The following is a 24,013-nucleotide window of genomic DNA, read 5'->3' on the forward strand; positions in this document are numbered from 1 at the left end:
CCCTCGAAATGATCAGACGCGAACAAGCCCGAAAAGGTTCGGTGATGCCGAATCGCGGTCGAGCCTGCGCCCGCCCCGGGTGGCCGTCCCCCTGACACGTCGGCCCCCCTGCCGGTGAGGCGCTGGAAAACACACGTCACCCTCGCGCAACGACCCGGCAACCTCCGGCCGTCAGGATCGGTTCATGACGGAGTCGGCACACCTTCGCGAGTCCCTGCCCCCCGACAATCCACTCAGCGGCCCCCTCGACAGCACGGCGCAACTGCTCAGCCGGATCACCTCCCAGCTCGGCAGCCAGCTCAGCAACGTCCACCTGAACGGAACCCGTAGGCCCATGCCCTCGCCCACCCTCGTCGCCGTCGCGCACGGCAGCCGCGATCCGCAGGCGCTCCGCACGGTCACCGCGCTCCTCGAGCGGGTTCGCGAGCTGAGGCCGCAGCTGTCCGTACGCCTGGGGCACATCGAGCTGAACGAGCCCCTGCTGCCCGACACCCTCGCCGCACTCGGCACGGGCCGGGCCGTCCTCGTACCCCTGCTCCTCGGCCGCGGCTACCACGTCAAGCAGGACCTTCCCCAGGCCGCGGGCACCGCCCCGCGCCTGGACAGCCGTATCGCCGCGCCGCTCGGCCCGCATCCGCTGCTCGTCGAGGCGCTGTACGCCCGGCTCGTCGAGGCCGGCTGGCCGGAGGGACAGCGGACACGGCGCGGGTCCGGCGTCGTGCTGGCCGCCGCAGGATCGCGCGACCCGGAGTCCGCCGCCGACACCCGGCGTACGGCCGAGATGCTCAGCGAACGCCTCGGCGGAGTCCCGGTGCTGCCGGCCTACGCCTCCGCCGCCTCGCCCACCGTCCCCGAGGCACTGCGCGCGCTCACCGCCCGTGGCCACAACCGGGTGGCAGTGGCGTCGTACTTCACCGCACCGGGACGGTTCGCCACCCAGTGCGCCGAGCGCGCACCCTGGATCGCCTCCGCCCCGCTCGGGGCGCACCCCGCGCTGGCCCGGCTGCTCCTGCACCGTTACGACCAGGCGCTGTCCGGCCGGGTACAGACCGGAGCCGCGCCGGAGACGCGGCGGGAACTGGCGACGGCCTGACCGTCCAATCGTCATCGGCTCCGGTTAACGTCGGGGCATGGAAGGCACCGCTTACGACTCGACCGCCACCGAACGCTGGGCCGCCGAGCCCGACAAACGCCCCGGCCGTACCGCCTTCCAACGCGACCGCGCGCGCGTGCTGCACTCCGCCGCGCTGCGCCGCCTGGCCGGCAAGACCCAGGTGGTCACGCCCGGAGTCAGTCACCAGGACTGGGACGCCAGCCCCCGCACCCGGCTGACCCACTCGCTGGAGTGCGCCCAGGTGGGCCGGGAGCTAGGCGCGGCCCTCGGCTGCGACCCCGATCTCGTCGAGACGGCCTGCCTCTCGCACGACATGGGCCACCCGCCCTTCGGGCACAACGGCGAACAGGCGCTCAACGACTTCGCCAAGGACTGCGGCGGATTCGAGGGCAACGCACAGTCGCTGCGCCTGCTGACCCGTATCGAGCCCAAGCGGTTCGTGCGCTCCGAGCAGTCCGGCGAGATGGTCAGCGTCGGACTCAATCTCACCCGCGCCGCCCTCGACGCCGCCACCAAGTACCCGTGGCCGCGTGGTGGACACCCCACCGAGCCGTTCTCCGTGAAGTTCGGGGTCTACGAGGATGACCTGCCGGTCTTCGAGTGGTTCCGGCAGGGCACCCCCGAGCACCGCAAGTGCTTCGAGGCCCAGGTCATGGACTGGTCGGACGATGTCGCGTACTCCGTGCACGACTTCGAGGACGGCCTGCACGCCGGCCACCTCGACCCCAACCTCCTCTTCGCCGAGCCCGAGCGCCAGGAGATCTACAGCGTCGCGATCGGCCGGTACGTACCTCAGGACACGGATCCGGAAGAGCTCCGGGAGGCACTCGACCGGCTCATGGAGCAGGAGTGGTGGCCGCACGGGTACGACGGCTCGGCCGTCGCCCAGGCCCGGCTGAAGGACGCGGCCAGCCAGCTCATCGGCCGGTTCTGCCTGGCGGCGGAGGGGGCCACCCGCGAGGCGTACGGCTCCGGCAGGCTCACCCGTTATGCCGCCGAACTCGTCGTCCCGCGCGCGGCCCGTAACGAATGCGCGGTCCTCAAGGCCGTCGCCGACCGGTACGTCATGCAGCGCGACGAGCAGGAGCGGCTGCGCGCCGACCAGCGGATCGTCCTCGCCGAACTGGCCGAGGCGCTGACCGCCTGCGCCCCCGAGGGCCTGGACCCGCAGTTCCGCGCGCTGTTCGACGAGGCACCCGACGACCGGGCCCGCAAGCGCGTGGTCGTCGACCAGATCTCCGTACTGACGGACGCCTCGGCCCGGTCCCTGCACGCAAGGCTCACAGCACGCCGTTCATCAGGGCGTCATCCAGCTTCGTCCTGATGTGCACCACGGAATTACCGCGGCGCGCGGACACGACGAGGCCGGCGTCCCGCAGCACGGTCGCGTGCCGGCTCGCGGTCGACAGCGTGAGCCGCAGGGCCGCCGCCAGCCGGCCGGTGGTCCGTGGCCGGTCCAGCGCCTCGAGTAGGTACGCCCGGGTCGCCCCGGATCAGCTGTCCGACCGGCAGCTCGGCCGGGGCCGCGGCGGACCGGGCCAGCCAGCCGGGCTCCGGCGCGAGGGGGTGGACCAGCACGGGCGGGAGCTCCTATTCGGCGAGCGCCACCGGACGCCGGACACAGAAGAAGGACGGCAGCATAGCTGCGGCTGGTAGCTCTCCAGCAGCCGTCCGGCCCCGCCTCCAGCACGGACTCCGCCCGCACCGGCCGGTCGGCGGCCATGGCCGCGCGGATCGCGGGTAGGTACGGCTCGGCGGCGAGCGCCGCCCGTACGCCCCCCGGGCTGCCTCCTCGGGAGTGTCCGGCCGTGCCGGGCCCGTCCTTCCCCGATGCCACCGTAATCGGCCATCCACGAGGCAAGGCTTCCCCTTGCGTTGTGCACGAAATCCCCCGCAACAGTCCATATTCCGGGAACCCTTGTCCTCCGGTGGCCTGCGAGCGCTCCACGGGGGAGGGTGCTCGCAGGGCATCGTCATGCCCGCCGCCCGAAAGCCGGCCGCCTCCACCGCGTGTGACCTGATCGGTCCACTCCCCCTTCCCGCATCACGCTCCGTGCGGGACGCTCGCATGTGGCGGCAAGGCTGTGTTAATCCGGGATACACCCGGAACCCCGGCGAGGAGGCACCAAGTGGTCGACGCACATCGGACGTTCGTCATCGTCGGCGGGGGGCTTGCGGGGGCCAAGGCCGCCGAAACCCTCCGGGCCGAGGGATTCACCGGCCGGGTGATCCTCATCGGTGACGAGCGCGACCACCCGTACGAACGCCCACCGCTGTCCAAGGGCTACTTGGCGGGCAAGGAAGAGCGCGACAGCGTCTTCGTCCACGAGCCCTCCTGGTACGCGCGCTCCGAGGTCGAGCTGCACCTCGGCCTGCCGGCCGTCCGCCTCGACCGCGCGGCCAAATCCGTCCGTCTCGGCGACGGCACCTCCATCCAGTACGACCGGCTGCTGCTGGCCACCGGAGCGGAACCGCGCCGACTGGACATCCCGGGCACCGGTCTCGCCGGGGTCCACCATCTGCGCAGGCTCGCGCACGCCGAACGGCTGCGCGGGGTGCTGGCTGCCCTGGGCCGCGAGAACGGGCATCTCGTCATCGCGGGAGCGGGCTGGATCGGTCTGGAGGTGGCGGCCACCGCACGCGGGTACGGGGCCGAGGTCACCGTCGTGGAGCCGGAGCCCACGCCCCTGCACGGCGTTCTCGGGCCCGAGCTGGGCCAGCTCTTCACCGATCTGCACCGTGAGCACGGAGTCCGCTTCCACTTCGGCGCCCGGCTCACCGAGATCATCGGCCAGGACGGCATGGTCCTCGCGGTCCGCACCGACGACGGCGAGGAGCACCCCGCGCACCACGTCCTCGCAGCCATCGGTGCCGCGCCCCGGACGGCGCTCGCCGAAGCCGCCGGCCTCGCCCTGGTCGACCGGGCGCACGGCGGCGGAATCGCCGTGGACGCCGGCCTGCGGACCTCCGACCCCGACATCTACGCGGCCGGCGACGTCGCCGCGGCCCACCATCCGCTGCTCGACGTGCGGCTGCGCGTCGAACACTGGGCCAACGCCCTGAACGGCGGACCCGCGGCGGCCCGCGCCATGCTGGGCCAGGAGGTCTCCTACGACCGGATCCCGTACTTCTTCTCGGACCAGTACGACGTGGGGCTCGAGTACTCCGGCTATGCGCCTCCCGGCACGTACGACCAGGTCCTGCTGCGCGGAGACGTCGGAAAGCGACAGTTCATCGCCTTCTGGCTGAAGGACCGCAAGGTGCTCGCAGGCCTCAACGTCAACGTCTGGGACGTCACCGAATCCATCCAGCGGCTGATCCGCTCCGGGGGGCAGGTCGATCCCGACGCGCTCGCCGATCCGGGGATCCCGCTCTCCTCCCTCGGGGGCTGACGAGGCCTAGGTGCCCCTGAGCCCACCCTGAGGCGAGGCGACGGACGTGTCGGCGGACGCCCGTACACTTCTGGCGTGGCAGGCAGGATCAACGACGACGACGTGAAGGCGGTACGGGACGCGGTCCCGATCGACGCCGTCGTGTCCGAGTACCTCCAGCTGCGCAACGCGGGCGGCGGCAACCTCAAGGGCCTGTGCCCGTTCCACGACGAGAAGTCGCCGTCCTTCCAGGTCAGTCCCAGCAAGGGTCTCTACCACTGCTTCGGCTGCCAGGCGGGCGGCGACACCCTCGACTTCATCATGAAGATCGACCACCTCTCCTTCTCCGAGGCGGTCGAGCGGCTGGCGGGCACGGCCGGCATCACCCTCCGCTACGAAGAGGGCGGCTACAACCCCGGCAGCCAGCGCGGCGAGCGCATCCGGCTGGTCGAGGCGCACCGGGCCGCCGCGCAGTTCTACATCGAGCAGCTCGACAGCGCCGAGGCGGAGATCGGCCGGAAGTTCCTGGCCGGACGCGGCTTCGACCAGGCCGCGGCCACGCACTTCGGGGTGGGCTACAGCCCGGCCGGCTGGGACCACCTCACCCGCTTCCTGCGGGGCAAGGGCTTCAGCGACAAAGAGCTGATCCTGTCCGGTCTCGCCCAGGACAGCCGCAGCGGAAAGCCCATCGACCGCTTCCGCGGCCGGCTGATGTGGCCGATCCGCGACATCACCGGCGAGGTCGTCGGCTTCGGCGCGCGCAAGCTCCGTGACGACGACAACGGTCCGAAGTACCTCAACACGCCCGAGACGGCGATCTACAAGAAGTCCCAGGTCCTGTACGGCATCGACCTGGCCAAGAAGGAGATCGCCAGAACCAGCCGGGCCGTCGTCGTCGAGGGCTACACCGACGTCATGGCCTGCCACCTGGCCGGTGTGACCACCGCCATCGCGACATGCGGTACGTCCTTCGGCGGCGACCACATCAAAATCCTCCGCCGGCTCCTGATGGACAACTCCGGCGCCGAGGTCGTCTTCACCTTCGACGGCGACGCGGCCGGCCAGAAGGCCGCCCTGCGCGCCTTCGAGGACGACCAGAAGTTCGCCGCCGAGACCTCCATCGCCATCACGCCCGACGGCATGGACCCCTGCGAGCTGCGGCTCGCGGAGGGCGACCCGGCGGTCGCGAAGCTGGTGGAGTCCCGTACCCCGCTCTTCGAGTTCGCCATCCGGCATGTCGTGGACCGGCACAACCTGGAGACGCCGGCGGGGCGCGCCGCCGCGCTCGACGAGGCCGCGCCGATCGTCGCCCACATCAAGAACGTCGCCATCCAGCACGAGTCCGCCGTACAGCTCGCCGGCATGCTCGGCATCCTCGACACCCAGTTCGTCGTCAAGCGGGTGGCCCAGCTGGCCCGTTGGGCCCGCGACCGCGGCGGCCGCGGGCCGGCCGCCCCCGCACCACAGCGCGCACCCCAGTCGTACGGGCAGCAACCGCAGCCCGCCGGCCGGTCCGGCCCCGCGCTGAACCTGCGCAGCCCCGCCCACCGCACCGAGCGCGAGCTGCTCAAGCTCGCCCTGCAGCGCCCCGAGCTGGTCGCCCCGGCCTTCGACGCGTACGGCATGGACGAGTTCACCGCCCCGCCGTACGCCGCCGTCCGCCAGTGCATCGAGGAGGCCGGCGGCGCCGCCCAGGGCACCGAGGACTACCTGGCCCGGGTCAGGCAGGCAGCGCCGAACGACACCGTGCGCGCCCTCGTCACCGAGCTCGCGGTCGAGGCGATCCATTCCAAGCACGTGGACGAGGCGTACGCGGGTGTCCAGCTCGTCCAGGTCCGGCTCCGCGCGGTGGACCGCCGGATCCGAGACGTCCAGGGAAATCTGGCGCGTCTCAGCGGACACGGCGACCCCGAGCAGCTGACGGCCGTGCAGAACGAGCTGTGGGTGCTCCAGCAGTACGGCCAGTCCCTCCGAAACCGGGGCGCCGACGCGCTCTGAGCGCTTCGACCGCTCCGACCGCTCCGAAAACGCCCGGCGTTCCGCTTCCAGCCGCGGAGGTGCCCGGTCAGCTCGCGAAGGTCGAAGCGAGCGCGGCGACCAGCCGGGCCGCGTAGTCCTGCCCGTCTCCGGGGACGTGCGGGTACTCGGTGCGGAAGTGCTCCCACTCGACGTACCGGCCGATCTCCTCGACATCGCCCGCCTCGACCGGGCGCCCGGGGTACGGATCGGCCTCGACCAGCCGGAACACCTCGTCGAGCAGCTGGTACCGCAGTGGATACCGCTCGGCGAGCAGCACCGCGTCGTAGAGGTCCTTGCCCTGCGGATGCATGTCGCTGACCAGCCACATCACCTTCCAGGCGAGCGAGAGCTCCGGGGTGGCGGCCAGCAGCACAGCCCCCGCGACCTCCGTCGGCCCGGGATCCAAGGGCAGCCGCTCGTTGAAGACGAAGTCGAGCTGCACCTGCCCGGCCGGAAGCCCCGGTGCGGACCACGGAAGCACCATCCGGCGGCCCGGCACCCGGTCGTAGGCCCAGATGTCCTCCGACACCGCCCCGCTCGCCGATACGGAGAGCCCGGTGCCGAGCCGCTCGGCCGTCCGCTGCGCCGCCGTCGCGATCCCGTCGAGCATCCGCTCCGTACGCCCCTGGCCGATGTGCCAGTCGGCGGGCGTCACCACGAAGTCCAGGTCACCCGGCTCCCGCGCTGCCTCGCCGAACCAGTCCGCGAGCAGCACACTGCCGCGCAGCACCAGCGAGTCCACCCACTGCGAGTCGGCGATCGCGGCGAGCACCACGTGCAGCGCCTCGCGCCGGGCCACTCGCCACGCGGCGTCCCTCACCGGGTCCCCGAAACCCGGATCGGCCGCTCGGTAGGCATTGCTGAAGTGCTTCAACGCCGGGTCGAAGACCGGACGTTGCGTCACACCGTCCCCGGCCACCGGCCGCAGAGTCCTCGGCAGATCCAGCCTCCTGCGCTCCTGGTCGTCCAGCGGGGCGCTCGGCACCTCGGTGCCGGCCCACCCGAATCGCTCCCACGCGCCACTCATGTCCCCGCCCCCGCCTCTTCCCGCTCCTCGATCCAACCGTCGTCGACGGACAGATCACTGTCGTACAGGACGAACTCCCTCTCCACCGAGTCGATTTCGTATCCGCCGGCCCGGACGTCCGCGAGCAGCGCCTCCAGTGCCCGCCCCGCGCGGTCCGCCCCTACGCCGTGGCAGCGCTGCGTCACGAACCGCTCATGCCGCCCGCCTTCGGAGGCTCGCCGGGCGTTCCACGACAGATGGGCGCCATGTACTGCTGCCAACACGGTCAGCGCGGCCCGGTCGAAGTCCGCCGCCAGCCGCAGCTTCAGATGGTGCTCGAAGTAGCGGTCCCGGCCCAGGCCTTCCGCCGCCGCGTCGCTCCGCGGCGCCTCGGGCGACCACGGCGCCGCCTCGATCTTCACCCGTACCGGCTCGAATCCGGCCGCCGCGAGCCGCGCCACCAGGGCGTCTGCCGCCGTTCGTTGGCCCGCCGGTCCGTCCGTGCCCGTCAGCGTCAGCATCGGCTGCGACACCATGCGGCCTCGCGCGAGCACGATGTGCGTCACCTTCAGCCCGGCCGCGCCGGCCCACGCGCGCAGCCGCTCCACGGTCCGGTCCGTGTCGCAGCGGACGGTCACATGGGTCTCGTACTCGCCGGGCGGGGTACACGTCATACGTACTGGCACGAGCCGATCGTTCCAGACACCTGTACGACTGGGCATCCGAGTATCCGGCCGCCACGTATCCGCCCGGTCACGGACCGGCTTCAAAAAGTCACCGCACGCCCCTCGTGGCGGCGATGTGTCGTACCCCACACTGGGGTCCGGTGCCTGAGTCCTCGGAGCGCGGCCGGTCGCTGGAGCAGGGACCGGATCATTCCGCGGATCCGCTCAACTTGTACGGGACGGATGGCGGTTCGGCCGCAACCGTCCCGCTGCCGCACGCCCCCGAACCGGCAGCGATCACCCTGGAGGTCGCCCCCGTGCAGACCCAGACCCTGAGCGACATCGCCACCCCGGTCCCACCGCAGAACCGGGCCGTCCACCAGCCCGACGCCACGGCGGCTGAACCGGCCGCGGCCGAGGCCGTCGTGGAGGAACCGGTGGAGGAGCGGGCGGAGCGGTCCGAGCCGCGTGGCCGCGTGGACACCGGAGGGCCCTCCTCCGACCTGTTCCGACAGTACCTGCGTGAAATCGGCCGCATCCCGCTGCTCACCGCGGCCGAGGAGGTGGACCTCGCCCGCAGGGTCGAGGCCGGACTCTTCGCCGAGGAGAAGCTGAGCAGCACGCCCGACCTCGACTCCCAGCTCGCCCACGACCTCGACCGCCTGGTCGTCATGGGCAGGATGGCCAAGCGACGGCTGATCGAGGCGAACCTCCGGCTCGTCGTCTCCGTCGCCAAGCGGTACGTCGGCCGAGGCCTGACCATGCTCGACCTCGTCCAGGAGGGAAACCTGGGCCTGATCAGGGCGGTGGAGAAGTTCGACTACGCCCGCGGCTACAAGTTCTCGACGTACGCGACCTGGTGGATCCGCCAGGCCATGTCCCGCGCCCTGGCCGACCAGGCCCGCACGATCCGCGTCCCGGTCCATGTGGTCGAGCTGATCAACCGGGTCATCCGGGTCCAGCGCCGGATGCTCCAGGAGCGCGGGTACGAGCCCACGCCCGAGGAGGTCGCCGGTCAGCTCGACCTCTCCGGCGAGCGGGTCAGCGAAGTCCTGCGCCTCGCCCAGGAACCGGTGTCCCTGCACGCCCCGGTGGGCGAGGAGGACGATGTCGCGCTCGGCGACCTGATCGAGGACGGCGACGCCGCGTCGCCTGTCGAGTCCGCCGCGTTCCTGCTGCTGCGCGAGCACCTGGAGGCCGTGCTCTCCACGCTCGGCGAGCGTGAACGCAAGGTGGTGCAGCTGCGCTACGGCCTGGCGGACGGCCGGCCCCGCACGCTGGAGGAGATCGGCCGGATCTTCGGCGTGACCCGGGAACGCATCCGGCAGATCGAGTCCAAGACCCTCAACAAGCTGCGTGACCACGCGTTCGCGGACCAGCTCCGCGGCTATCTGGACTGATCCGCGGTCATCTGCGCCGGGGCGGACGGCGGAGGGCCCGCCGGTAGGCGCGCACGCGCGCCGACGGGCCCCGGCCGACGGTCCGTCCGGGCCGTCAGTCCACCTCGGCGACCGCCTGCGCGAACTGGGCCGCGTACAGCCGGGCGTACGCGCCCTCCGCCGCCAGCAGCTCCTCATGCGTGCCCTGTTCGACGATCGAGCCGTTCTCCATCACCAGGATCACGTCCGCGTCGCGGATGGTGGACAGCCGATGCGCGATCACGAAGCTCGTACGGCCGTGGGCCAGTCGCGCCATCGCCTTCTGGATCAGCACCTCGGTCCGGGTGTCGACGGAACTCGTCGCCTCGTCGAGGACCAGGATCACCGGGTCGGACAAGAACGCCCGCGCAATGGTGATCAACTGCTTTTCGCCGGCACTCACGCCCGTGCCCTCGTCGTCGATCACCGTGTCGTAACCGTCCGGCAGGGTACGGATGAAGCGGTCGGCGTGTGCGGCCCGGGCGGCCTCCTCGATCTCGGCCCGGGTGACCTCCCGTGCCGCCCCGTCCGCGGACCGGCCGCGGTAGCCGTAGGCGATGTTCTCGGCGATCGTGCCACCGAACAGCCACGTGTCCTGGAGCACCATGCCGATCCCGGACCGCAGTTCCTCGCGTGGCATCCGCGCGATGTCCACCCCGTCGAGGGCGATACGGCCGCCCGTCACCTCGTAGAACCGCATCAGCAGATTGACCAGCGTCGTCTTGCCCGCGCCCGTCGGACCGACGATCGCGACCGTGTGGCCCGGTTCCACGTCCAGGCACAGGTTCTCGATGAGCGGCCTCTCCGGCTCGTAGCGGAAGGACACCTTCTCCAGCGTCACCCGCCCGCCCGGACCGCCCGGACCGTCCGGCCGCCGCGACGCCGCCGCGGAGTCCGGCTCCTGCTCCTCCGCGTCCAGCAGCTCGAAGATCCGCTCGGCGGACGCGACGCCCGACTGCACCAGGTTCGCCATCGAAGCGACCTGCGTGAGCGGCATCGAGAACTGCCGCGAGTACTGGATGAAGGCCTGCACGTCACCGATCGACAGCGAGCCCGACGCGACCCGCAGACCCCCGACGACCGCCACCAGCACGTAGTTCAGGTTGGAGATGAAGAACATCAGCGGCTGCATCGTCCCGCTGACGAACTGCGCCTTGAAGCTCGCCCGGTAGAGCGCCTCGTTCTGCTCCCGGAAGGCCTCCGCCGACTCCGCCTGCCGCCCGAACACCTTCACCAGCGCGTGCCCGGAGTACATCTCCTCGACGTGCGCGTTCAGCTTGCCGGTCGACTTCCACTGCTCCACGAACTGCGGCTGCGACCGCCTGCCCACCCGCGTCGCCACCATCACCGAGAGCGGCACCGTGATCAGAGCGACCAGCGCCAGCAGCGGGGATATCCAGAACATCATCACCAGCACGCCGATGATGGTCAGCAGTGAGTTGATGAGCTGGCCCATCGTCTGCTGCAGCGTCTGCGCGATGTTGTCGATGTCGTTCGTGGCCCGGCTCAGCACCTCGCCGCGCTTCGCCCGGTCGAAGTAGGACAGCGGCAGCCGCGACAGTTTCGCCTGGAGCTCCTCGCGCATCCGGAACATGGTGCCGTTGATGGCGCGGTTGGAGAGCCGGGTCGCGACCAGCATCAGCAGCCCCGCCGCCGTGAAGGCGACGAGTGCCATCAGCAGGACCGTACCGACCTCGTCGAAATCGATGCCCCGGCCCGGCGTGAACGCCGTCCCGGACAGCATGTCCGCCATCCCGCCGTCGCCCCGGTCGCGCAGGCCCTGCAGCGCCTGGTCCCTGGTCACGCCCGCGGGCATCTGCCGGCCGACGATCCCGGCGAAGACCAGGTCGGTGGCCTGCCCGAGGATCTTGGGCCCGGTCACCGAGAGCGCGACGCCGCCGACGACGGCGAGGAGCATCCCCCAGAGCGTGGCCCGTTCGGCCGCGAGCTGCCGCAGCAGCCGTTTGCCCGAGCCCTTGAAGTCCATGGACCGCTGCACCGGCCCCGTCATCATGCGTCCACCGGGCCCGCTCATGCGGCTTCCGCCTCCGTCAGCTGGGAGAGCACGATCTCCCGGTAGGTCTCGTTGTCCTCCATCAGCTCGTGATGCCGTCCCACGCCCACGACCCGCCCCTCGTCCAGGACCACGATCCGGTCCGCGTCACGGATGGTCGCCACCCGCTGGGCGACGATCACGACGGTCGCGTCCGCCGTCTCGCGCGCGAGCGCGGCCCGCAGCGCGGCGTCCGTCGCGTAGTCCAGTGCGGAGAAGGAGTCGTCGAAGAGGTAGATCTCCGGCCGCTGCACCAGCGTCCGCGCGATCGCGAGCCGCTGCCGCTGGCCGCCCGAGACATTCGTGCCGCCCTGCGCGATCGGTGCGTCCAGCCCGCCGCCCAGCAGTTCCACGAACTCCCTCGCCTGCGCGACCTCCAGCGCCTGCCACAGCTCGGCGTCGCTCGCGTCGGGCCGTCCGTACCGCAGATTGCCGGCCACCGTCCCCGAGAAGAGGTACGGCTTCTGCGGCACCATCCCCACCGTCCTGGCCAGCAGCGCGGGATCGATACGGCGTACGTCCTCGCCGTTCACCAGCACCTCGCCGCCCGTCGCGTCGAAGAGCCGCGGCACCAGCCCCAGCAGCGTCGACTTCCCGCTGCCCGTCGATCCGATGACGGCCGTCGTCTCGCCCGGCCGCGCGGTCAGGTCGACCCCGCGCAGTACGGCCGCCTCGGCGCCCGGATAACAGAAGTCCGCCCCGCGCAGCTCCAGATGACCGTGCCCGCGCAGCTCCCGCACCGGCTCGGCCGGCGGTACGACACTGGACTCGGTGTCCAGCACCTCCTCGATGCGCTCGGCGCAGACCTCAGCGCGCGGAACCATCATGAACATGAAGGTGGCCATCATCACAGCCATCACGATCTGCATCAGATAGGCGAGGAACGCGGTCAGCGCGCCGATCTCCATCGCCCCGCTGTCGATCCGCTGCGCGCCGAACCAGACCACCGCGATGCTGGAGACGTTCACGACGGTCATCACCGTCGGGAACATGAGTGCCAGCAGCCGTCCCGTCGACAGCGAGACATCGGTCAGTTCGGTGTTGGCGGCCTTGAACCGCTCCTTCTCGTACTCGTCCCGTACGAAAGCGCGGATCACCCGGTTGCCGGTTATCTGCTCGCGCAGTACCCGGTTCACGGTGTCGAGGCGGTCCTGCATCAGGCGGAACAGCGGCCGTGTCTTCATCACGATCAGCGAGACGGCGATGCCCAGCACCGGTACCACCGCCAGCAGTACACCGGAAAGCTTCACATCCAGACCGAGGGCCATCACGATGCCGCCGACGCACATGATCGGCGCGGAGACCATCAGGGTGAACGCCATCAGCACCAGCATCTGGACCTGCTGGACGTCGTTCGTGGTCCGGGTGATCAGCGTCGGCGCCCCGAACTGTCCCAGCTCACGGGCCGAGAAGCTCTGCACCCGGTCGAAGACGGCTGCCCGGACGTCCCGCCCGAGCGCTGCCGCGGTCCGCGCGCCGAAGTAGACGGCGCCGAGGTTGCACACCACCTGGATCAGGCTGACGCCGATCATCAGGCCGCCGAAGGCGAGGATGTACCCCGCCTCCCCCTTCACGACACCGTTGTCGATGATGTCGGCGTTGAGGTTCGGAAGATAGAGCGTGGCACTGGTCTGGAACAGCTGAAGCAGCACCAGCAGGCCTATGGGCTTCTTGTACGGACGGAGGTAGGTCCGCAGGAGTCGTATGAGCACGCGCAGGCTCTCCGGTCGGCAAGATCGGGCGGTCGCCCCATCTTCAGCCCTGAGCCCCCTTGGACCTCAAGCGATTAAGCCAAGGGCGTGTCAAGAAACGGCGGTCCCGAACGCGCCCGGGTGCAACTGCTCGCGCGTCGCGACGTACTGCTGCCGTACCGCCTGACCCACCGCCAGCTCCTCGCCCGGCTCGAAGACCTGAGCCGCGGCGCCCTGCCAGGCCGGCGGCGTGTGCGGAGCGAGCGTCCCCTGCGCGACGCCCAGCGCCCAGGCCGCCTGCCGGGCCGCGCCCAGTGCCGCGTAGTCGGCGGGCTGCGGCACCACGACCTGTGTGCCGAACAGCATCGGCGCCGCGGCCTGCACCGCCGGCAGCTCGGCCGACTGCCCCAGGAGGAACACCCGGCGTACGTCCACCCCACGCCCCCGCAGTACGTCCATCGCGTCCGCGAGCGAGCACAGCATGCCCTCGAAGGCCGCCCGCGCCAGGTGCTCCGGCTTCATGGACTCGCGCCGCAGACCACTCAGGGACCCTGCGGTGTGCGGCAGTTGCGGGGTCCGCTCGCCCTCCAGATAGGGCAGCAGTACGAGCCCGTACGCACCGGGGGACGACTTCAGGGCGAGGGCCGACAGCCCCTCCAGGTCCACGCCCAGCAGCTCAGCGGTCCCGCGCAGCGCCCGCACGGCGTTGAGCGTGTGCACCACCGGCAGGTGCATCCCGGTCGCGTCGGCGAAGGACGTGATCAGTCCCTGGGGGTCGGCCAGCGCCTCGTGGTGCACGGCCATCACCGAACCGGAAGCGCCCAGCGAGACCACCGCGTCACCCGGCCCGAGCCCGAGCCCGAGCGCCGCGGCCATCGTCTCGCCCGTTCCGGCGGAGATCAGCAGCCCCTCGGGAGTGGTGCCGGCGGCCTCGGCGGGGCCGAGCACCTCGGGCAGCAGCGCTTGGTGCCCGAGTGCCAGTTCGACGAGGTCCGGACGGTAGGACTCGGTCGCCGCCGACCAGTAGCCGGTGCCCGACGCGGCCCCCCGGTCCGTGGTCCTTCGCGCGGGCCGCCCCAGCAGCTGCCACACCAGCCAGTCGTGCGGCTGCATGATCACTGCCGTGCGCTGGGCCGCCTCGGGCTCGTTCCTCGCCAGCCAGCGCAGCTTGGCCACCGGCTGCGCGGACTGCGGTACGCAGCCGACGGCCTCGGCCCAGGCCTGCCGCCCGCCGAGCGCATCGATCAGATCGGCGGCGGCAACCTGTGCCCGCTTGTCATTGCCGAGGAGGGCCGGACGTACCAGCGCGCCCTGGGCGTCCAGGGGCAGCAGACCGTGCTGCTGTGCGGATACGCCGATGGCCTGCACGCCTTCGAGAAGCCCGCCCGTGGCGGCCTCACCCAGGGACAGCAGCCAGGCCTGGGGATCCACCTCGGTCGGCTTGCCCTCAGGTCCGGCCTGGGGGTGGGGCGCATACCCCTGCCGCAGCACGGCACCCGTGTCCGTGTCGCAGACGACGATGCGTGTGAAGGCGGAAGAGCTGTCCAGCCCGGCGACTATCCCCATGGCGCAAGATTCTGCCGCACCGCCGGACCGGGCAGCGCCACGACGACTACGTATTCGTCGTTCCCCACTCGTCCTCGGCGTTCGAGCCGCGTTCGCGGAGCGACCGCACCCGCTGCGCGACCGACTCGGGCATCCTGTCGCCGACCTTGTCACTGACGGTCGCGAACGCCTTCCCGGCCACCTCGCGGCTGCTCTGCGCGGCCGCCTCGGCGGCATTGCGCACGGCAGGGTTCTGAGAGATCTGCCGGGCGGACTTCTTCAGCTGTTCGTAGCGCTCGCGCCCTGCCCGCGTGCCGAGCACGTACCCCAGGGCCAGTCCGGCGACGAACGTGAGCCTGTACCGCATGGCTGCCACCCTTCCCTTACGTCGGTGCTGGCCGCCTACCCGTCGGGGCCTGTGATCACCCAGGAGGGAACCGATTGGCGGAGCACCCCCCTGCTTGCGCTAATGTATGTGTCGCAGCGAGCACGCGCCGCCCGGCAGAGCCGGAGGGGGTACGTTCGAGGCAACGCAGCAATCCCCTGTAGCTCAATTGGCAGAGCAGCCGGCTGTTAACCGGCAGGTTACTGGTTCGAGTCCAGTCGGGGGAGCGCGATCCCCTGTAGCTCAATTGGCAGAGCATTCGGCTGTTAACCGGAGGGTTGCTGGTTCGAGTCCAGCCGGGGGAGCAGAACGAAAAAGGACCCCTAGGGGTCCTTTTTCGTGTCTTCTTCCTGGCTCCCGCCTGCCTCTTTCGTGCCTTTTCCGCTTCTCCCGGAACCGGGCAGGCCGGAGCGCGGTCCTCATGGTCATGCGTTGCCGACCATCCGAGGCAGGAGATCGTATGAGCGGCTATGCTGCGGCAGACGGCGCGCACAAATGTGCGCGACGCGCCGTTAGGGGCGGTAGCTCAGCCGGTTAGAGCAGCGGACTCATAATCCGTCGGCCGTGGGTTCGAGTCCCACCCGCCCCACTCAGGACGGTTTCCGCAGGAACGTTTCGTACCGCGGAAACCAGGATGCCCCCGGTATGCCGCACATCGTGGGCGACGCGCCGGGGGCATTTTGCTGGCCCGCGACGTTGCCGAGGCCGCGGGAGTCGGTGGACCGCGTGGTGCAGTCGGTGAGCCAATCGAGGGGGAAGCAGCGACGCGGCTGCGCCCGGCGGGTCCGGTAGTGGCCACCAGCTGGTCGGCAAACCCTGGACCATGACGTGTACTTGGCGAACCGCGGTGCGGGCCAAGAGGTGCTGGACGCAGTGGGATCCGTACGGCTCCTGGGTCTACCGAGCAGGCGCCGGCGAGAGGGCCGAGCGACTGGAGCGCGAGCAGCATCTCGTCCGCCGGCAGGCCCGGATGGAGGAGCGGAGCCGGATCGCACGGGAGATGCACGACGTGGTCGCCCACCGGGTCGGCCTGACGGTCATCCACTCCGGCGCCGTGGAAGTCGGCGCGGGAGGCATGGATCAGGCGGCCGAGACCGGCCGGCTCATCGGTGACATCGGCGGACAGGCTCTGGACGAGTTGCGACAGGTGCTCGGCGTGCTGCGGCTCGACGACGGCGAGGAGGCCGCGCCGCGAGCGCCGCAGCCCACCGTGGACGATGTGTCTGCGCTCGTCGAGCAGTCGCGCGCCACCGGCATGCGGATCGAGCTGACAACAAACATGCGGGAAACGCCACGACCCGCGTGGATCTGCGATGCAGGCCCGACGCGCTCCACCTCGCCGTGGACAATGAGATGCCCACCGCGCCCCGACCGCGCGTCTGCCCAGTGGCTGCAACGGCCTGGTCGGTCTCCGCGGACGCGTCACCGTCATGGGAGGCGCGTTCGCGGCCCGACCACGGCCCGACGGCGGATTCCGGGTCCCGGGAGTGATACCCATGAAGGAGGTGGCCCGATGAGCATTCGCGTCCTGCTGGCCGGCGACGAGGACCTGGTCGGGTCCGGTCCGCCTGAGCAGGCCGATCCGGCCATCAGCGTGGTGGCCGAGGCGGGCAACGGCGCGGAGGCCGCGCATCCGACCCGCGCACACCGGCCCGACTCGTCCTTATGGACATCCGAATGCCGGGTCATGGACGGACTGGCCGCCATCGCGGAGATCACCAAGCTGCCCGACTCCCCGAAGGTGGTGGTGCTCACCACCTCTGACCTGGCCTGGCGCCGCCGCGACCGTGGTCAGGTTCCCAGGCCGGTGAGGGATTCGGAGTCGTCGATGAAGGCGCGGGCGAGGTCGGACAGGCGACGGTTGTGCGAACGGGCGTAGCCGCGCAGTGCGGTGAAGGCCTGCTCCATGTCGATGCCCTGGCGTTCTGCGAGTTTCCCCTTGGCCTGCTCGATCAGTACACGGCTGTTCAACGCGGTCTGCAGCTGCTCGTTGAGGACATTGCTCCGGTGGGTGGAGCGCTGCTGCAGCAGGCTGATGGTGGCGACGTCGGCCAGGGCCTGTGCGATCGGTGTGCCGACCGGGTCGAAGGGGCCGGCGGCGGCGTGGAAGAGGTTCAGGGCGCCGACCACCTCGTCCCGCAACCGCATCGGCAAGGCCTGGACCGCCGCGAACCCGGTCAGCTGGGCTTGCGCGACGAATCGCGGCCAGTGGTCGGCCTCCGTTCGTAGATCGGGAACAGTGACGGGTGCGCCGGTGCGGAAGCACTCCAGGCAGGGACCTTCGTCATTCTGGAGCTGAAAGAGCTCCAGCAGGCGTACTTGTTCGTTGGAGGCGGCCATCACGCGGAGCTCGCCGTCCCGGTCGGCGAGCAGTACACCGGCCGCGCTCGCGCCGAGCATCCCCACGCAGCGGTCGGTGAGCAGCCGCAGGAAGTCGATCAGGTCGAAGTCGGCTACCAGGTTGTCCGCCAGTTCGACGAATGTCTTGGCGAGGAGTTGCTCATTCATCGTGCACACCCTCTGTCGTGACTGGTCCTGTCGGGGGAGGGGCGGCCGACGGCGGGTAGTGCAGCGCGCGTATCGGCCTGCACCGGGGCATCAGGCATCATCGTCCGCCCTGCCCGGATCGGCGTCCATGTCCGGTGCGAACCGGAGCCGATGGGCCACCACGTCGGCGGCCACCACGGACAGCCGGCGCCCGTAGGTGTAGGCGTAGGCGCGCAGCCGGATGAACGCCTCCTCGATGCCTACGCAGAGCTGTACGGTGATCATTCCGGTGGCCTGGTCGATCTCGGCCCGGTGGCCGCCGAGGTCCTCAAAGCCTTCGTCCGGAACATGTTCGTCCGGCGGCCTTCTGTCCGGCCGCGCCCATGTCTCGTCGATCCGGGTGTCGAGCAGGACAAGTGTGGCGGTGTCGGCGAAGACCATCGCATCGGCCAGTTCCTCCGAGTCCAGCTCGACCGCTGTACCGGCGTACAGGTCGAGGACTCCGGGACTGATCGCACCGACCTGCAGAGGGAACGCGAAGACCGCGCCGGCGCCGGCGGCGGTGGCCTCAGGGGCGAACACGGGCCAACGGTCTTGCGACTCACGGGCCTGCAGATCGGGCGCCAGTACGGCCGATCCGAGGCCGAAGGCATCCACGCAGGGGCCTTCGCCCAGTGTGAGCTGCAGTTCCTCCAGGTGCTCACTCACGCGGTCGGTGCTGCAGTGGATGACTTGCTGCGGTCCGGGACATGGCCGACACTCCGGCTCCGCCGACCGGCAGCGCAGCCACCGCCGCGGTGCACACATCCACCACACCGACCCGGGCGCCGCGCATGGCCGCCTGCTCGGCCACCAGCACTCGGACCCGTGCAGAGCGGCTCCCGGTCATCGCTCCGGCCGCTGAGTCCGGGCATTGTGCGCGAGGCCGTCCGGGCGGGCCGCGGTCCGCTCACCGAGGGGCAGGACCAGTGCGCGTAAGACCGCCGTGCCGGGCGGCCGGTGAATCTCTCCAACCTCCTGCCATCCCCAGGACCGGAATGCGGCATGGGCCGCAAGGTCCTCCTGGTGAACCAAGGTGGCGCCGAGCGACGCATGGTGCTCGGCGAGCAATCGCTCCTGCAGCCGGCGGGCCAGGTCATGGTCCTGCTCGTGCGGGTGGACCACGACCTCGGTGATGGCGAAGACATGTCCGGAGGCGGTGAGTTGCTCGATGCTGTGCGGGAGTGTCCCCTCGAACCCCCGCCACCACGATCCGTCACGCCGTACCGGATAGCCGAAGGCACACCCGGCCAAGGAGGTCGTCTCCGCGATCAGCATGGCGAATCCCGGCCGCCGGACCTCGTCCGTGAGGCGGCGCAGGAAGGCTTCCCGGTTGCGGTACTCCTCACCGACTGCCGTGTCGGAGGACTCCACGTACAGGTCCGCCAGGTCCTCCTTGAGGCCCTCGGCCTGCCAGCGGTTCAGCCGCCGCAGGCGAACCGCGGCCATGGCGTCCAGGGTGGACGGCGCGTGACGCTTGCTCTCCCGCGGGGGGTCCCGCGGCGACCGGGCCGTCACAGCACACCGCCCACGGCGGCAGGGATGACAGGGGCAAGCCGATGCAGCGCCTCATAGCGAGGAGCAGGCCGCAAGGCCGGAGTGGTTGCGATGGTGCCCTCCCGGGGAGGCGGTAATTCTTGAGGAGCCGGTAGGCCGCGGAGCAGGAAGCGGGAACCGGTGAGATCGACGATCCGAGCCAGCACTGGAGGCGGGTGGTGCAGCTGCAAGGACCCTCCGGCTGCAGCCATGTGGTGCCACGCAGCGAGAAAGACATTGAGACCGCTCACATCGCAGAAGGTGACGGGGGTCAGGTCGACGTCGATGGTGCGGATGCAGTCGCGCAGATAGCACGCCAGCGACTCACGCACCAGGGGCCCCGTGTGCAGGTCGATCTCACCAGCGAGGGTGATCAGGGCCCGGGTTTTTCTGTCGTGCCGGTAGATGGTCAGATGTGGAATGGGCATGGCGCCTCGGTTCAGGACCGGCCGGGCAGCGCCGTTCGGTGCCGGACTCCCCGGCTCCTCCTGGCGCTTCCGGTACGGGCGTACTCGTGCAGCGGGCAAACGGCCGGTCCTGCAGCCTGTGTTCCAGGACGGGGGGACGAGCCGGTTCCCCTCGGGGATGCGCCGGGCGGCCGGACGGAGGATCCGTTCCGCGACGCACGCATCCGTGCCAAGCAGTAACGCGTCGTCGGGGTCTGGAACGTCGACGTCCTCACCGCAGCATAGTCCGCGGTGAGGGCCGACGGACGGTCGGATGCCGGCCTTTCGTGGCCGGTTGCCGGCCGGCGGCGGGTTCAGTTGCGGGCGAGTGAGTCGACGGGACCTGTCGGTGCAGGCCAGTTCTCCCGCCGCTCCCGCGCGGTCTCGGCGCGGGTGGCGACGCGCTTCCCGCCGAGGGAGACGGAGTAAGTGGTGGTGGCTAGTCCGGCCGGTGTCCTGGTCCGACGGACCGCGGGACTTACGGTTTTCCTGCGGGCGGGTTCGTCGGCCGAGTCCCGGCTCTGGTTTTCGAAGAAGCGCAGCATTTCGACGGGGAAGGGCATGACCAGCGTGCTGTTCTTCTCCGCGGAGACGTCCACCACGGTCTGCAGCAGCCGTAGTTGGAGTGCCCCGGGGGTGTCGGCCATGGTGGCGGCTGCGTCGGACAGCCGCTGGGAGGCCTGGAATTCGCCTTCTGCGGCGATGACGCGGGCGCGGCGTTCCCGTTCGGCCTCGGCCTGTTTGGACATGGAGCGCATCATCGACTCCGGCAGGGCGATGTCCTTGATCTCCACGCGTTCGATGCGCAGTCCCCAAGGTTCCTCCGTGGGGGCGTCCATGACTTTCTTGAGTTCGGCGTTGATGTGGTCGCGGTCCGAGAGGAGGGTGTCGAGATGTGCTCGGCCGATGACCGAGCGAAGCGAGGTCTGGGCTGTCTGGGAGACCGCACGAGGGTAGTTGCGCACGTTCACCAGTGCTTTGACCGGGTCGATGACCCGGAAGTACACGACGGCGTCGACAGTGAGCGTCACATTGTCGGCGGTGATGGCCCCCTGCGGCGGGATGCCGAGTACTTCGGTCTGTACGGACACCTTCCGCATCCGGTCACCGATCGGCCGGATCATGCGCAGGCCCGGGCCGCGGATGTCCGGAAGCAGCCGCCCGAAGCGGAACACCACGCCTTTCTCGTACTGCTGGACATTGCGCAGGCTCATAGCGAGAAGGACCAGCCCGGTCCCGGCGAACACGATCAGCAGGGTGGTCAGAGCACCCATGGGTTCCCACATCCTTGTCTTGGAACTTGACTTGGAGCTTGTCTGGAGCGAGCGGAGCCGCCGATTCACATGCGGCGGTCGTCAATGCGGCCGGGGACCGGCCAAGGATGTCCGGTGTGCGATGCATGCGGCGGAATATCCGCTAGGCGGAGGTGATGCCGGTGTCGGTGAGGATCTGTTCCGCCGATGTGCAGTTGCCGTCCTGTACGGCCATGGTCATCGCGGTGTGCGCGGCGGTGGCGTCGGCCTGTGGCGGGACCACCAGGAAGGAGAAGTGGTCCTGAGGGCCGCGAGTGATGATCATTGTGCTGTCGTCGACGGCGGACCAGTCGATGCGGACCGTGCGGTCGTCGACAACCAGGTGAGCCGGAGCCTCGTCCCAGGCGCTCGCGTCCAGGCCGACGCGTGCGATGGGGCCCAGTCGGTCGGTCAGGGCCTTGATCAGGCCCGGCAGCTGGGCTTCGATGTCACGGGAGCGCGGCCACCACGCGCCGTCGAACAACCCCACACGACTGGAGGTCGTCTCCATCCGCAGGACAGCGGTGCCGGGAACTACCGGCTGATCGATGGTGTCCGCGAGGAGCAGGAGGGGAGTAGGGGTGCCGGAGTCGGCAGTCATGGGTTCCCGCCCCTCCGAGGACTCTCGTGCGAGAGCCGGCTGCGCATGGCGACTCACTTCCGGACGTGACGGCGAGGCCGGAGCCACCTGAAGCCTCCGACGCGTTCGTCGTGATAGGCGTCGACCATGTGGATCGCGAGGGCGCCCAGAGCGATCATCGCCATGATCACGAGCACGGTGACGAAGGTGTCCATGATCGTCACATCCCTTCCGTGGGATCCGGTGCCTGTGCGATCACGGCTTGGACAGGTGAACGTGCGATCCGACGGCGAGCTCCATGGCCACCCTCGGAGTCCCAGACCCCCTCCCGGGCCGAGTCCCAGTCGGCCTCGGCAGCGATCCGGAAGAATTCCGCCTCCCGCATCAGACCGCTCGCGGTAAGACTGCGCGAAGGATCAGTGGCTGCGGTCATCAGCCGGGCGGCTGTCGTCGGGCTTGTCTCCGGTGGGATCACCAAGAGGTCCCACCGGCCGCTGGCGTAGGAGAGCAGCAGCAGTTTGTGGGGGTCCTGTTCGGCCTTGAACCAGCCCACATGGACGACGTGCCCATCGACGGGCACTTTACGTGGGATGACCGGCCAGAAGGTGGGGTTCAGGGTGACACGGGTGATCCGCCCCCACAGCGGGTCCAGTACGGCTGTCAGCGCTGGAAGTTCCGCCGTCAGGTCGCGGCAGCGGGGCCACCAGGCACCGTCGACGAGAGCTGGAGCGGTGCCGGCAGGCGCCAGCATGAGTCGGGGCGGCAACGAAGAAATGGCCCGGTCTTCGACCGCTGGCATGTGGAAAGTGGTCGCGGTCATGACGCGGACCCTGCTCCGGGCCGGTTTGCACCGGCCCGGTGTCTTGAATCGCCGAAAACGACGTCAGCGTGGAAGCTGGTGTGCGGAATGTCCTCGGTATTTCCAGGGTACTCCTGGGGAGGGCCAGGCGGGGGTCCGCTGCGCTCCGAGCCGGACGGGGTTGACTCAGCGGTCGGAGTAGCTGAAGTCCCCTACCGTCCAAGCGCTCACGTCCTTGATGGCGATGCGGTACATCCCACCGGTCTCGGGAATCCCGAGAGTGCCCTGGAGGATCCGCGCCACGTGGAAGTGCAGGTGGGTGGGCGGTTCGCCCTGCTCGATGCGGGGCACGGCCCCGGTGGCCATGAAGACGGTGGAGAACGGTCCCAGGCGGTCCGAGTCCTTGAGGACCTCGGCCACGCGCTGCCTCCACACGGCTTCGGGAGCCAGTCGTCCGGTGATGACGGCTCCGTGGACCACCACGGTGAGGGACATCTGATTGGTTTGCTCCGACTCCACCATGGCGGCGACTTCGACGAGCAGCTCATCAGGCTTCGACATGGGCGCAAATTTACTACGCAGGCGTGCTGCGCGTGAGCGCACCCTCCGGGGGCACATCGCAGGCGGCACGCGGCAGTTCCTCCCGCACCGGGTTCGGTGCGGCGTTCGTTCGCTCGACCGATGGAGCCCGGGCGGCCGCAGTCGGGCAGACGAGGGCCCCGACCGGCAAGCGGTCGGGGCCCTCGTCGTTCACCGTTGTCCGGCCTCAGCCTCATCGGTCCAGGTTCACGCGTGTGCCGGGGCTCCCAGCAGTTCCGATGCGGCCTGGAGCGGCGTGAGGTCGGCTGTGCTCGCGACCTCGGAGACGGAGCGGCACGTGAAGCCGAGGCGGGTCAGCGCCCTGGTCACTTCGTCGGCGGTGAAGTCACGGCGGTCCTGCCGGGTGATGATTTCGCCGACCTGCTTGACGGGGTAGGTGCGACGGCCGATGATCACGGACTCGCCCGTGACGGGCTCGGGCTTGATGCCCTTCATCGATTGCTGGACTTCGCTTTTGACGAGGTCGAAGGGAAAGCGGGCGATGACGCAGCGCATAGTGCCTCAACAGGGTCGAAGAGAAGGCCGGAAGGGGGTGCTGACCGGCGCGGAAGATCAGGGGGAGGAGTCCGTCTGAACCAGCGTCAAGCGAAGCGTCCGGCTTGAGTGGTCCAACGAGCCGGAACGAGTGTCCTGACAGTGAATCTACGCGGCCGCGCCGAGAACGGCCTGCCGCTTCGCGGTGCTGGTCCGTGCTTCGGACGAGGTGGTGGAGCGGCGGGCCTGAGCCGGGCGGCTGCGCCGCCCGCGAGAGGAGGATGCGCTGCGCTTGGGACGCTCCGTGACCGGCGCGGTGATGGTCACGGGTACGCCGGAGGGGGTTTGGGCTCCGGTGATGCGGCTGAGTTCGGCCTCGCCGGAGCGGACCTGGCTGGTCTGGGGGGTGATGCCGGCGTCGGCCATGAGGCGGGCCATGTCACGGCGCTGGTTGGGCAGGACCAGGGTGACGACGCTGCCGGACTCGCCGGCC

The 24,013-nt window shown here is 70.1% G+C and carries 22 protein-coding genes, 3 tRNA genes and 2 pseudogenes; 9 read left to right on the forward strand and 18 right to left on the reverse strand.

All coding sequences use genetic code 11. The features are described 5' to 3' along the window. Positions 1–184 precede the first annotated feature (184 nt). Together AB0M62_RS26045 and AB0M62_RS26050 are read left to right on the forward strand one after the other, a co-directional pair. A complete protein-coding gene (locus tag AB0M62_RS26045) occupies positions 185–1,093 on the forward strand; it encodes a sirohydrochlorin chelatase (protein ID WP_366076715.1) in 909 nt (302 codons plus the stop codon). 37 nt (positions 1,094–1,130) lie between these two features. Beyond that, positions 1,131–2,438, forward strand: a complete 1,308-nt coding sequence (locus tag AB0M62_RS26050; protein WP_366076716.1) for a deoxyguanosinetriphosphate triphosphohydrolase — start codon at positions 1,131–1,133, stop codon at positions 2,436–2,438. Here the strand turns inward: AB0M62_RS26050 and AB0M62_RS26055 are convergent. Then, positions 2,395–2,586: pseudogene (locus AB0M62_RS26055) on the reverse strand (helix-turn-helix domain-containing protein); the annotation flags it as partial. The gene AB0M62_RS26050 and the pseudogene AB0M62_RS26055 overlap by 44 nt on opposite strands. Before the next feature lie 657 nt (positions 2,587–3,243). Here AB0M62_RS26055 and AB0M62_RS26060 point away from each other — a divergent pair. Then, on the forward strand, positions 3,244–4,506 hold the full coding sequence (locus tag AB0M62_RS26060) for an FAD-dependent oxidoreductase (RefSeq protein ID WP_366076717.1): 1,263 nt from the start codon (positions 3,244–3,246) through the stop codon (positions 4,504–4,506). A gap of 75 nt (positions 4,507–4,581) precedes the next feature. Beyond that, positions 4,582–6,483, forward strand: coding sequence for a DNA primase (gene dnaG, locus AB0M62_RS26065; protein ID WP_366076718.1), 1,902 nt, complete (start codon positions 4,582–4,584; stop codon positions 6,481–6,483). Between the two features lie 67 nt (positions 6,484–6,550). Here the strand turns inward: dnaG and AB0M62_RS26070 are convergent, their stop codons facing one another. Continuing rightward, positions 6,551–7,531 carry a nucleotidyl transferase AbiEii/AbiGii toxin family protein gene (locus AB0M62_RS26070; protein WP_366076719.1) on the reverse strand — a complete coding sequence of 327 codons (981 nt, stop codon included), beginning with the start codon at positions 7,529–7,531 and terminating at the stop codon, positions 6,551–6,553. After that, positions 7,528–8,184, reverse strand: a complete 657-nt coding sequence (locus tag AB0M62_RS26075) for a hypothetical protein (protein ID WP_366076720.1) — start codon at positions 8,182–8,184, stop codon at positions 7,528–7,530. The genes AB0M62_RS26070 and AB0M62_RS26075 overlap by 4 nt, the downstream gene beginning before the upstream one ends. A gap of 152 nt (positions 8,185–8,336) precedes the next feature. On the opposite strand from AB0M62_RS26075, the gene AB0M62_RS26080 reads away from it, so the two are divergent. Further along, on the forward strand, positions 8,337–9,575 hold the full coding sequence (locus AB0M62_RS26080; protein WP_366076721.1) for an RNA polymerase sigma factor: 1,239 nt from the start codon (positions 8,337–8,339) through the stop codon (positions 9,573–9,575). Positions 9,576–9,669: 94 nt separating this feature from the next. On the opposite strand, the gene AB0M62_RS26085 is transcribed toward AB0M62_RS26080, so the two are convergent. From AB0M62_RS26085 to AB0M62_RS26100, 4 genes are all read right to left on the reverse strand, one after another. Then, positions 9,670–11,628, reverse strand: a complete 1,959-nt coding sequence (locus AB0M62_RS26085) for an ABC transporter ATP-binding protein (RefSeq protein ID WP_366076722.1) — start codon at positions 11,626–11,628, stop codon at positions 9,670–9,672. Further along, entirely contained in the window at positions 11,625–13,358 is a 1,734-nt protein-coding gene (locus AB0M62_RS26090) for an ABC transporter ATP-binding protein (RefSeq protein ID WP_366076723.1), read from the reverse strand. Before AB0M62_RS26090 ends, AB0M62_RS26085 begins: the two co-directional genes overlap by 4 nt. A 90-nt stretch (positions 13,359–13,448) precedes the next feature. Next, the gene (locus AB0M62_RS26095; protein ID WP_366076724.1) at positions 13,449–14,903 is read right to left on the reverse strand and encodes an FGGY family carbohydrate kinase; all 1,455 of its coding nucleotides are present in this window, start codon (positions 14,901–14,903) and stop codon (positions 13,449–13,451) included. Between the two features lie 46 nt (positions 14,904–14,949). Further along, a complete protein-coding gene (locus tag AB0M62_RS26100) occupies positions 14,950–15,249 on the reverse strand; it encodes a YtxH domain-containing protein (protein ID WP_366076725.1) in 300 nt (99 codons plus the stop codon). 172 nt (positions 15,250–15,421) lie between these two features. On the opposite strand from AB0M62_RS26100, the gene AB0M62_RS26105 reads away from it, so the two are divergent. The 4 genes from AB0M62_RS26105 to AB0M62_RS26120 all read left to right on the forward strand — a co-directional run bounded on the left by AB0M62_RS26105 (position 15,422) and on the right by AB0M62_RS26120 (position 17,146). Beyond that, positions 15,422–15,494: transfer RNA gene (locus AB0M62_RS26105), tRNA-Asn, on the forward strand. Positions 15,495–15,499: 5 nt separating this feature from the next. Next, positions 15,500–15,572 (forward strand) — tRNA-Asn (locus tag AB0M62_RS26110). A gap of 210 nt (positions 15,573–15,782) precedes the next feature. After that, a tRNA-Ile gene (locus AB0M62_RS26115) sits at positions 15,783–15,856 on the forward strand. A 234-nt stretch (positions 15,857–16,090) separates the two neighbouring features. Continuing rightward, positions 16,091–17,146, forward strand: coding sequence for a histidine kinase dimerization/phosphoacceptor domain-containing protein (locus AB0M62_RS26120; RefSeq protein WP_366076726.1), 1,056 nt, complete (start codon positions 16,091–16,093; stop codon positions 17,144–17,146). Here AB0M62_RS26120 and AB0M62_RS26125 read toward each other — a convergent pair. The 11 genes and pseudogenes from AB0M62_RS26125 to AB0M62_RS26175 all read right to left on the reverse strand — a co-directional run. Beyond that, the gene (locus AB0M62_RS26125; protein ID WP_366076727.1) at positions 17,059–17,775 is read right to left on the reverse strand and encodes a GAF and ANTAR domain-containing protein; all 717 of its coding nucleotides are present in this window, start codon (positions 17,773–17,775) and stop codon (positions 17,059–17,061) included. The two genes, AB0M62_RS26120 and AB0M62_RS26125, sit on opposite strands and share 88 nt — an antisense overlap. Before the next feature lie 90 nt (positions 17,776–17,865). Continuing rightward, positions 17,866–18,462: an ANTAR domain-containing protein gene (locus AB0M62_RS26130; protein WP_366076728.1), complete on the reverse strand. Its 597-nt coding sequence runs from the start codon at positions 18,460–18,462 to the stop codon at positions 17,866–17,868. Positions 18,463–18,639: 177 nt separating this feature from the next. Then, positions 18,640–19,242 carry a hypothetical protein gene (locus tag AB0M62_RS26135; protein ID WP_366076729.1) on the reverse strand — a complete coding sequence of 201 codons (603 nt, stop codon included), beginning with the start codon at positions 19,240–19,242 and terminating at the stop codon, positions 18,640–18,642. A gap of 65 nt (positions 19,243–19,307) precedes the next feature. Next, positions 19,308–19,757 carry an STAS domain-containing protein gene (locus AB0M62_RS26140; protein ID WP_366076730.1) on the reverse strand — a complete coding sequence of 150 codons (450 nt, stop codon included), beginning with the start codon at positions 19,755–19,757 and terminating at the stop codon, positions 19,308–19,310. A 332-nt stretch (positions 19,758–20,089) separates the two neighbouring features. Beyond that, positions 20,090–21,049 (reverse strand): SPFH domain-containing protein, encoded by a 960-nt coding sequence (locus AB0M62_RS26145; protein ID WP_366076731.1) that lies wholly within the window; start codon positions 21,047–21,049, stop codon positions 20,090–20,092. A gap of 142 nt (positions 21,050–21,191) precedes the next feature. Continuing rightward, positions 21,192–21,668, reverse strand: coding sequence for a DUF5994 family protein (locus tag AB0M62_RS26150; RefSeq protein ID WP_366076732.1), 477 nt, complete (start codon positions 21,666–21,668; stop codon positions 21,192–21,194). A 53-nt stretch (positions 21,669–21,721) separates the two neighbouring features. Continuing rightward, entirely contained in the window at positions 21,722–21,862 is a 141-nt protein-coding gene (locus tag AB0M62_RS26155; protein WP_366076733.1) for a hypothetical protein, read from the reverse strand. 5 nt (positions 21,863–21,867) lie between these two features. Beyond that, positions 21,868–22,467 carry a DUF5994 family protein gene (locus tag AB0M62_RS26160; protein WP_366076734.1) on the reverse strand — a complete coding sequence of 200 codons (600 nt, stop codon included), beginning with the start codon at positions 22,465–22,467 and terminating at the stop codon, positions 21,868–21,870. 165 nt (positions 22,468–22,632) lie between these two features. Next, the gene (locus tag AB0M62_RS26165; protein WP_366076735.1) at positions 22,633–23,007 is read right to left on the reverse strand and encodes a hypothetical protein; all 375 of its coding nucleotides are present in this window, start codon (positions 23,005–23,007) and stop codon (positions 22,633–22,635) included. Between the two features lie 225 nt (positions 23,008–23,232). Further along, positions 23,233–23,541 carry an SCO5918 family protein gene (locus AB0M62_RS26170; protein ID WP_366076737.1) on the reverse strand — a complete coding sequence of 103 codons (309 nt, stop codon included), beginning with the start codon at positions 23,539–23,541 and terminating at the stop codon, positions 23,233–23,235. A 147-nt stretch (positions 23,542–23,688) separates the two neighbouring features. Then, positions 23,689–24,013 (reverse strand): annotated as a pseudogene (locus tag AB0M62_RS26175) (ATP-dependent helicase); the annotation flags it as partial.

Source organism: Streptomyces sp. NPDC051219, assembly GCF_040682335.1.
GTDB lineage: Bacteria > Actinomycetota > Actinomycetes > Streptomycetales > Streptomycetaceae > Streptomyces.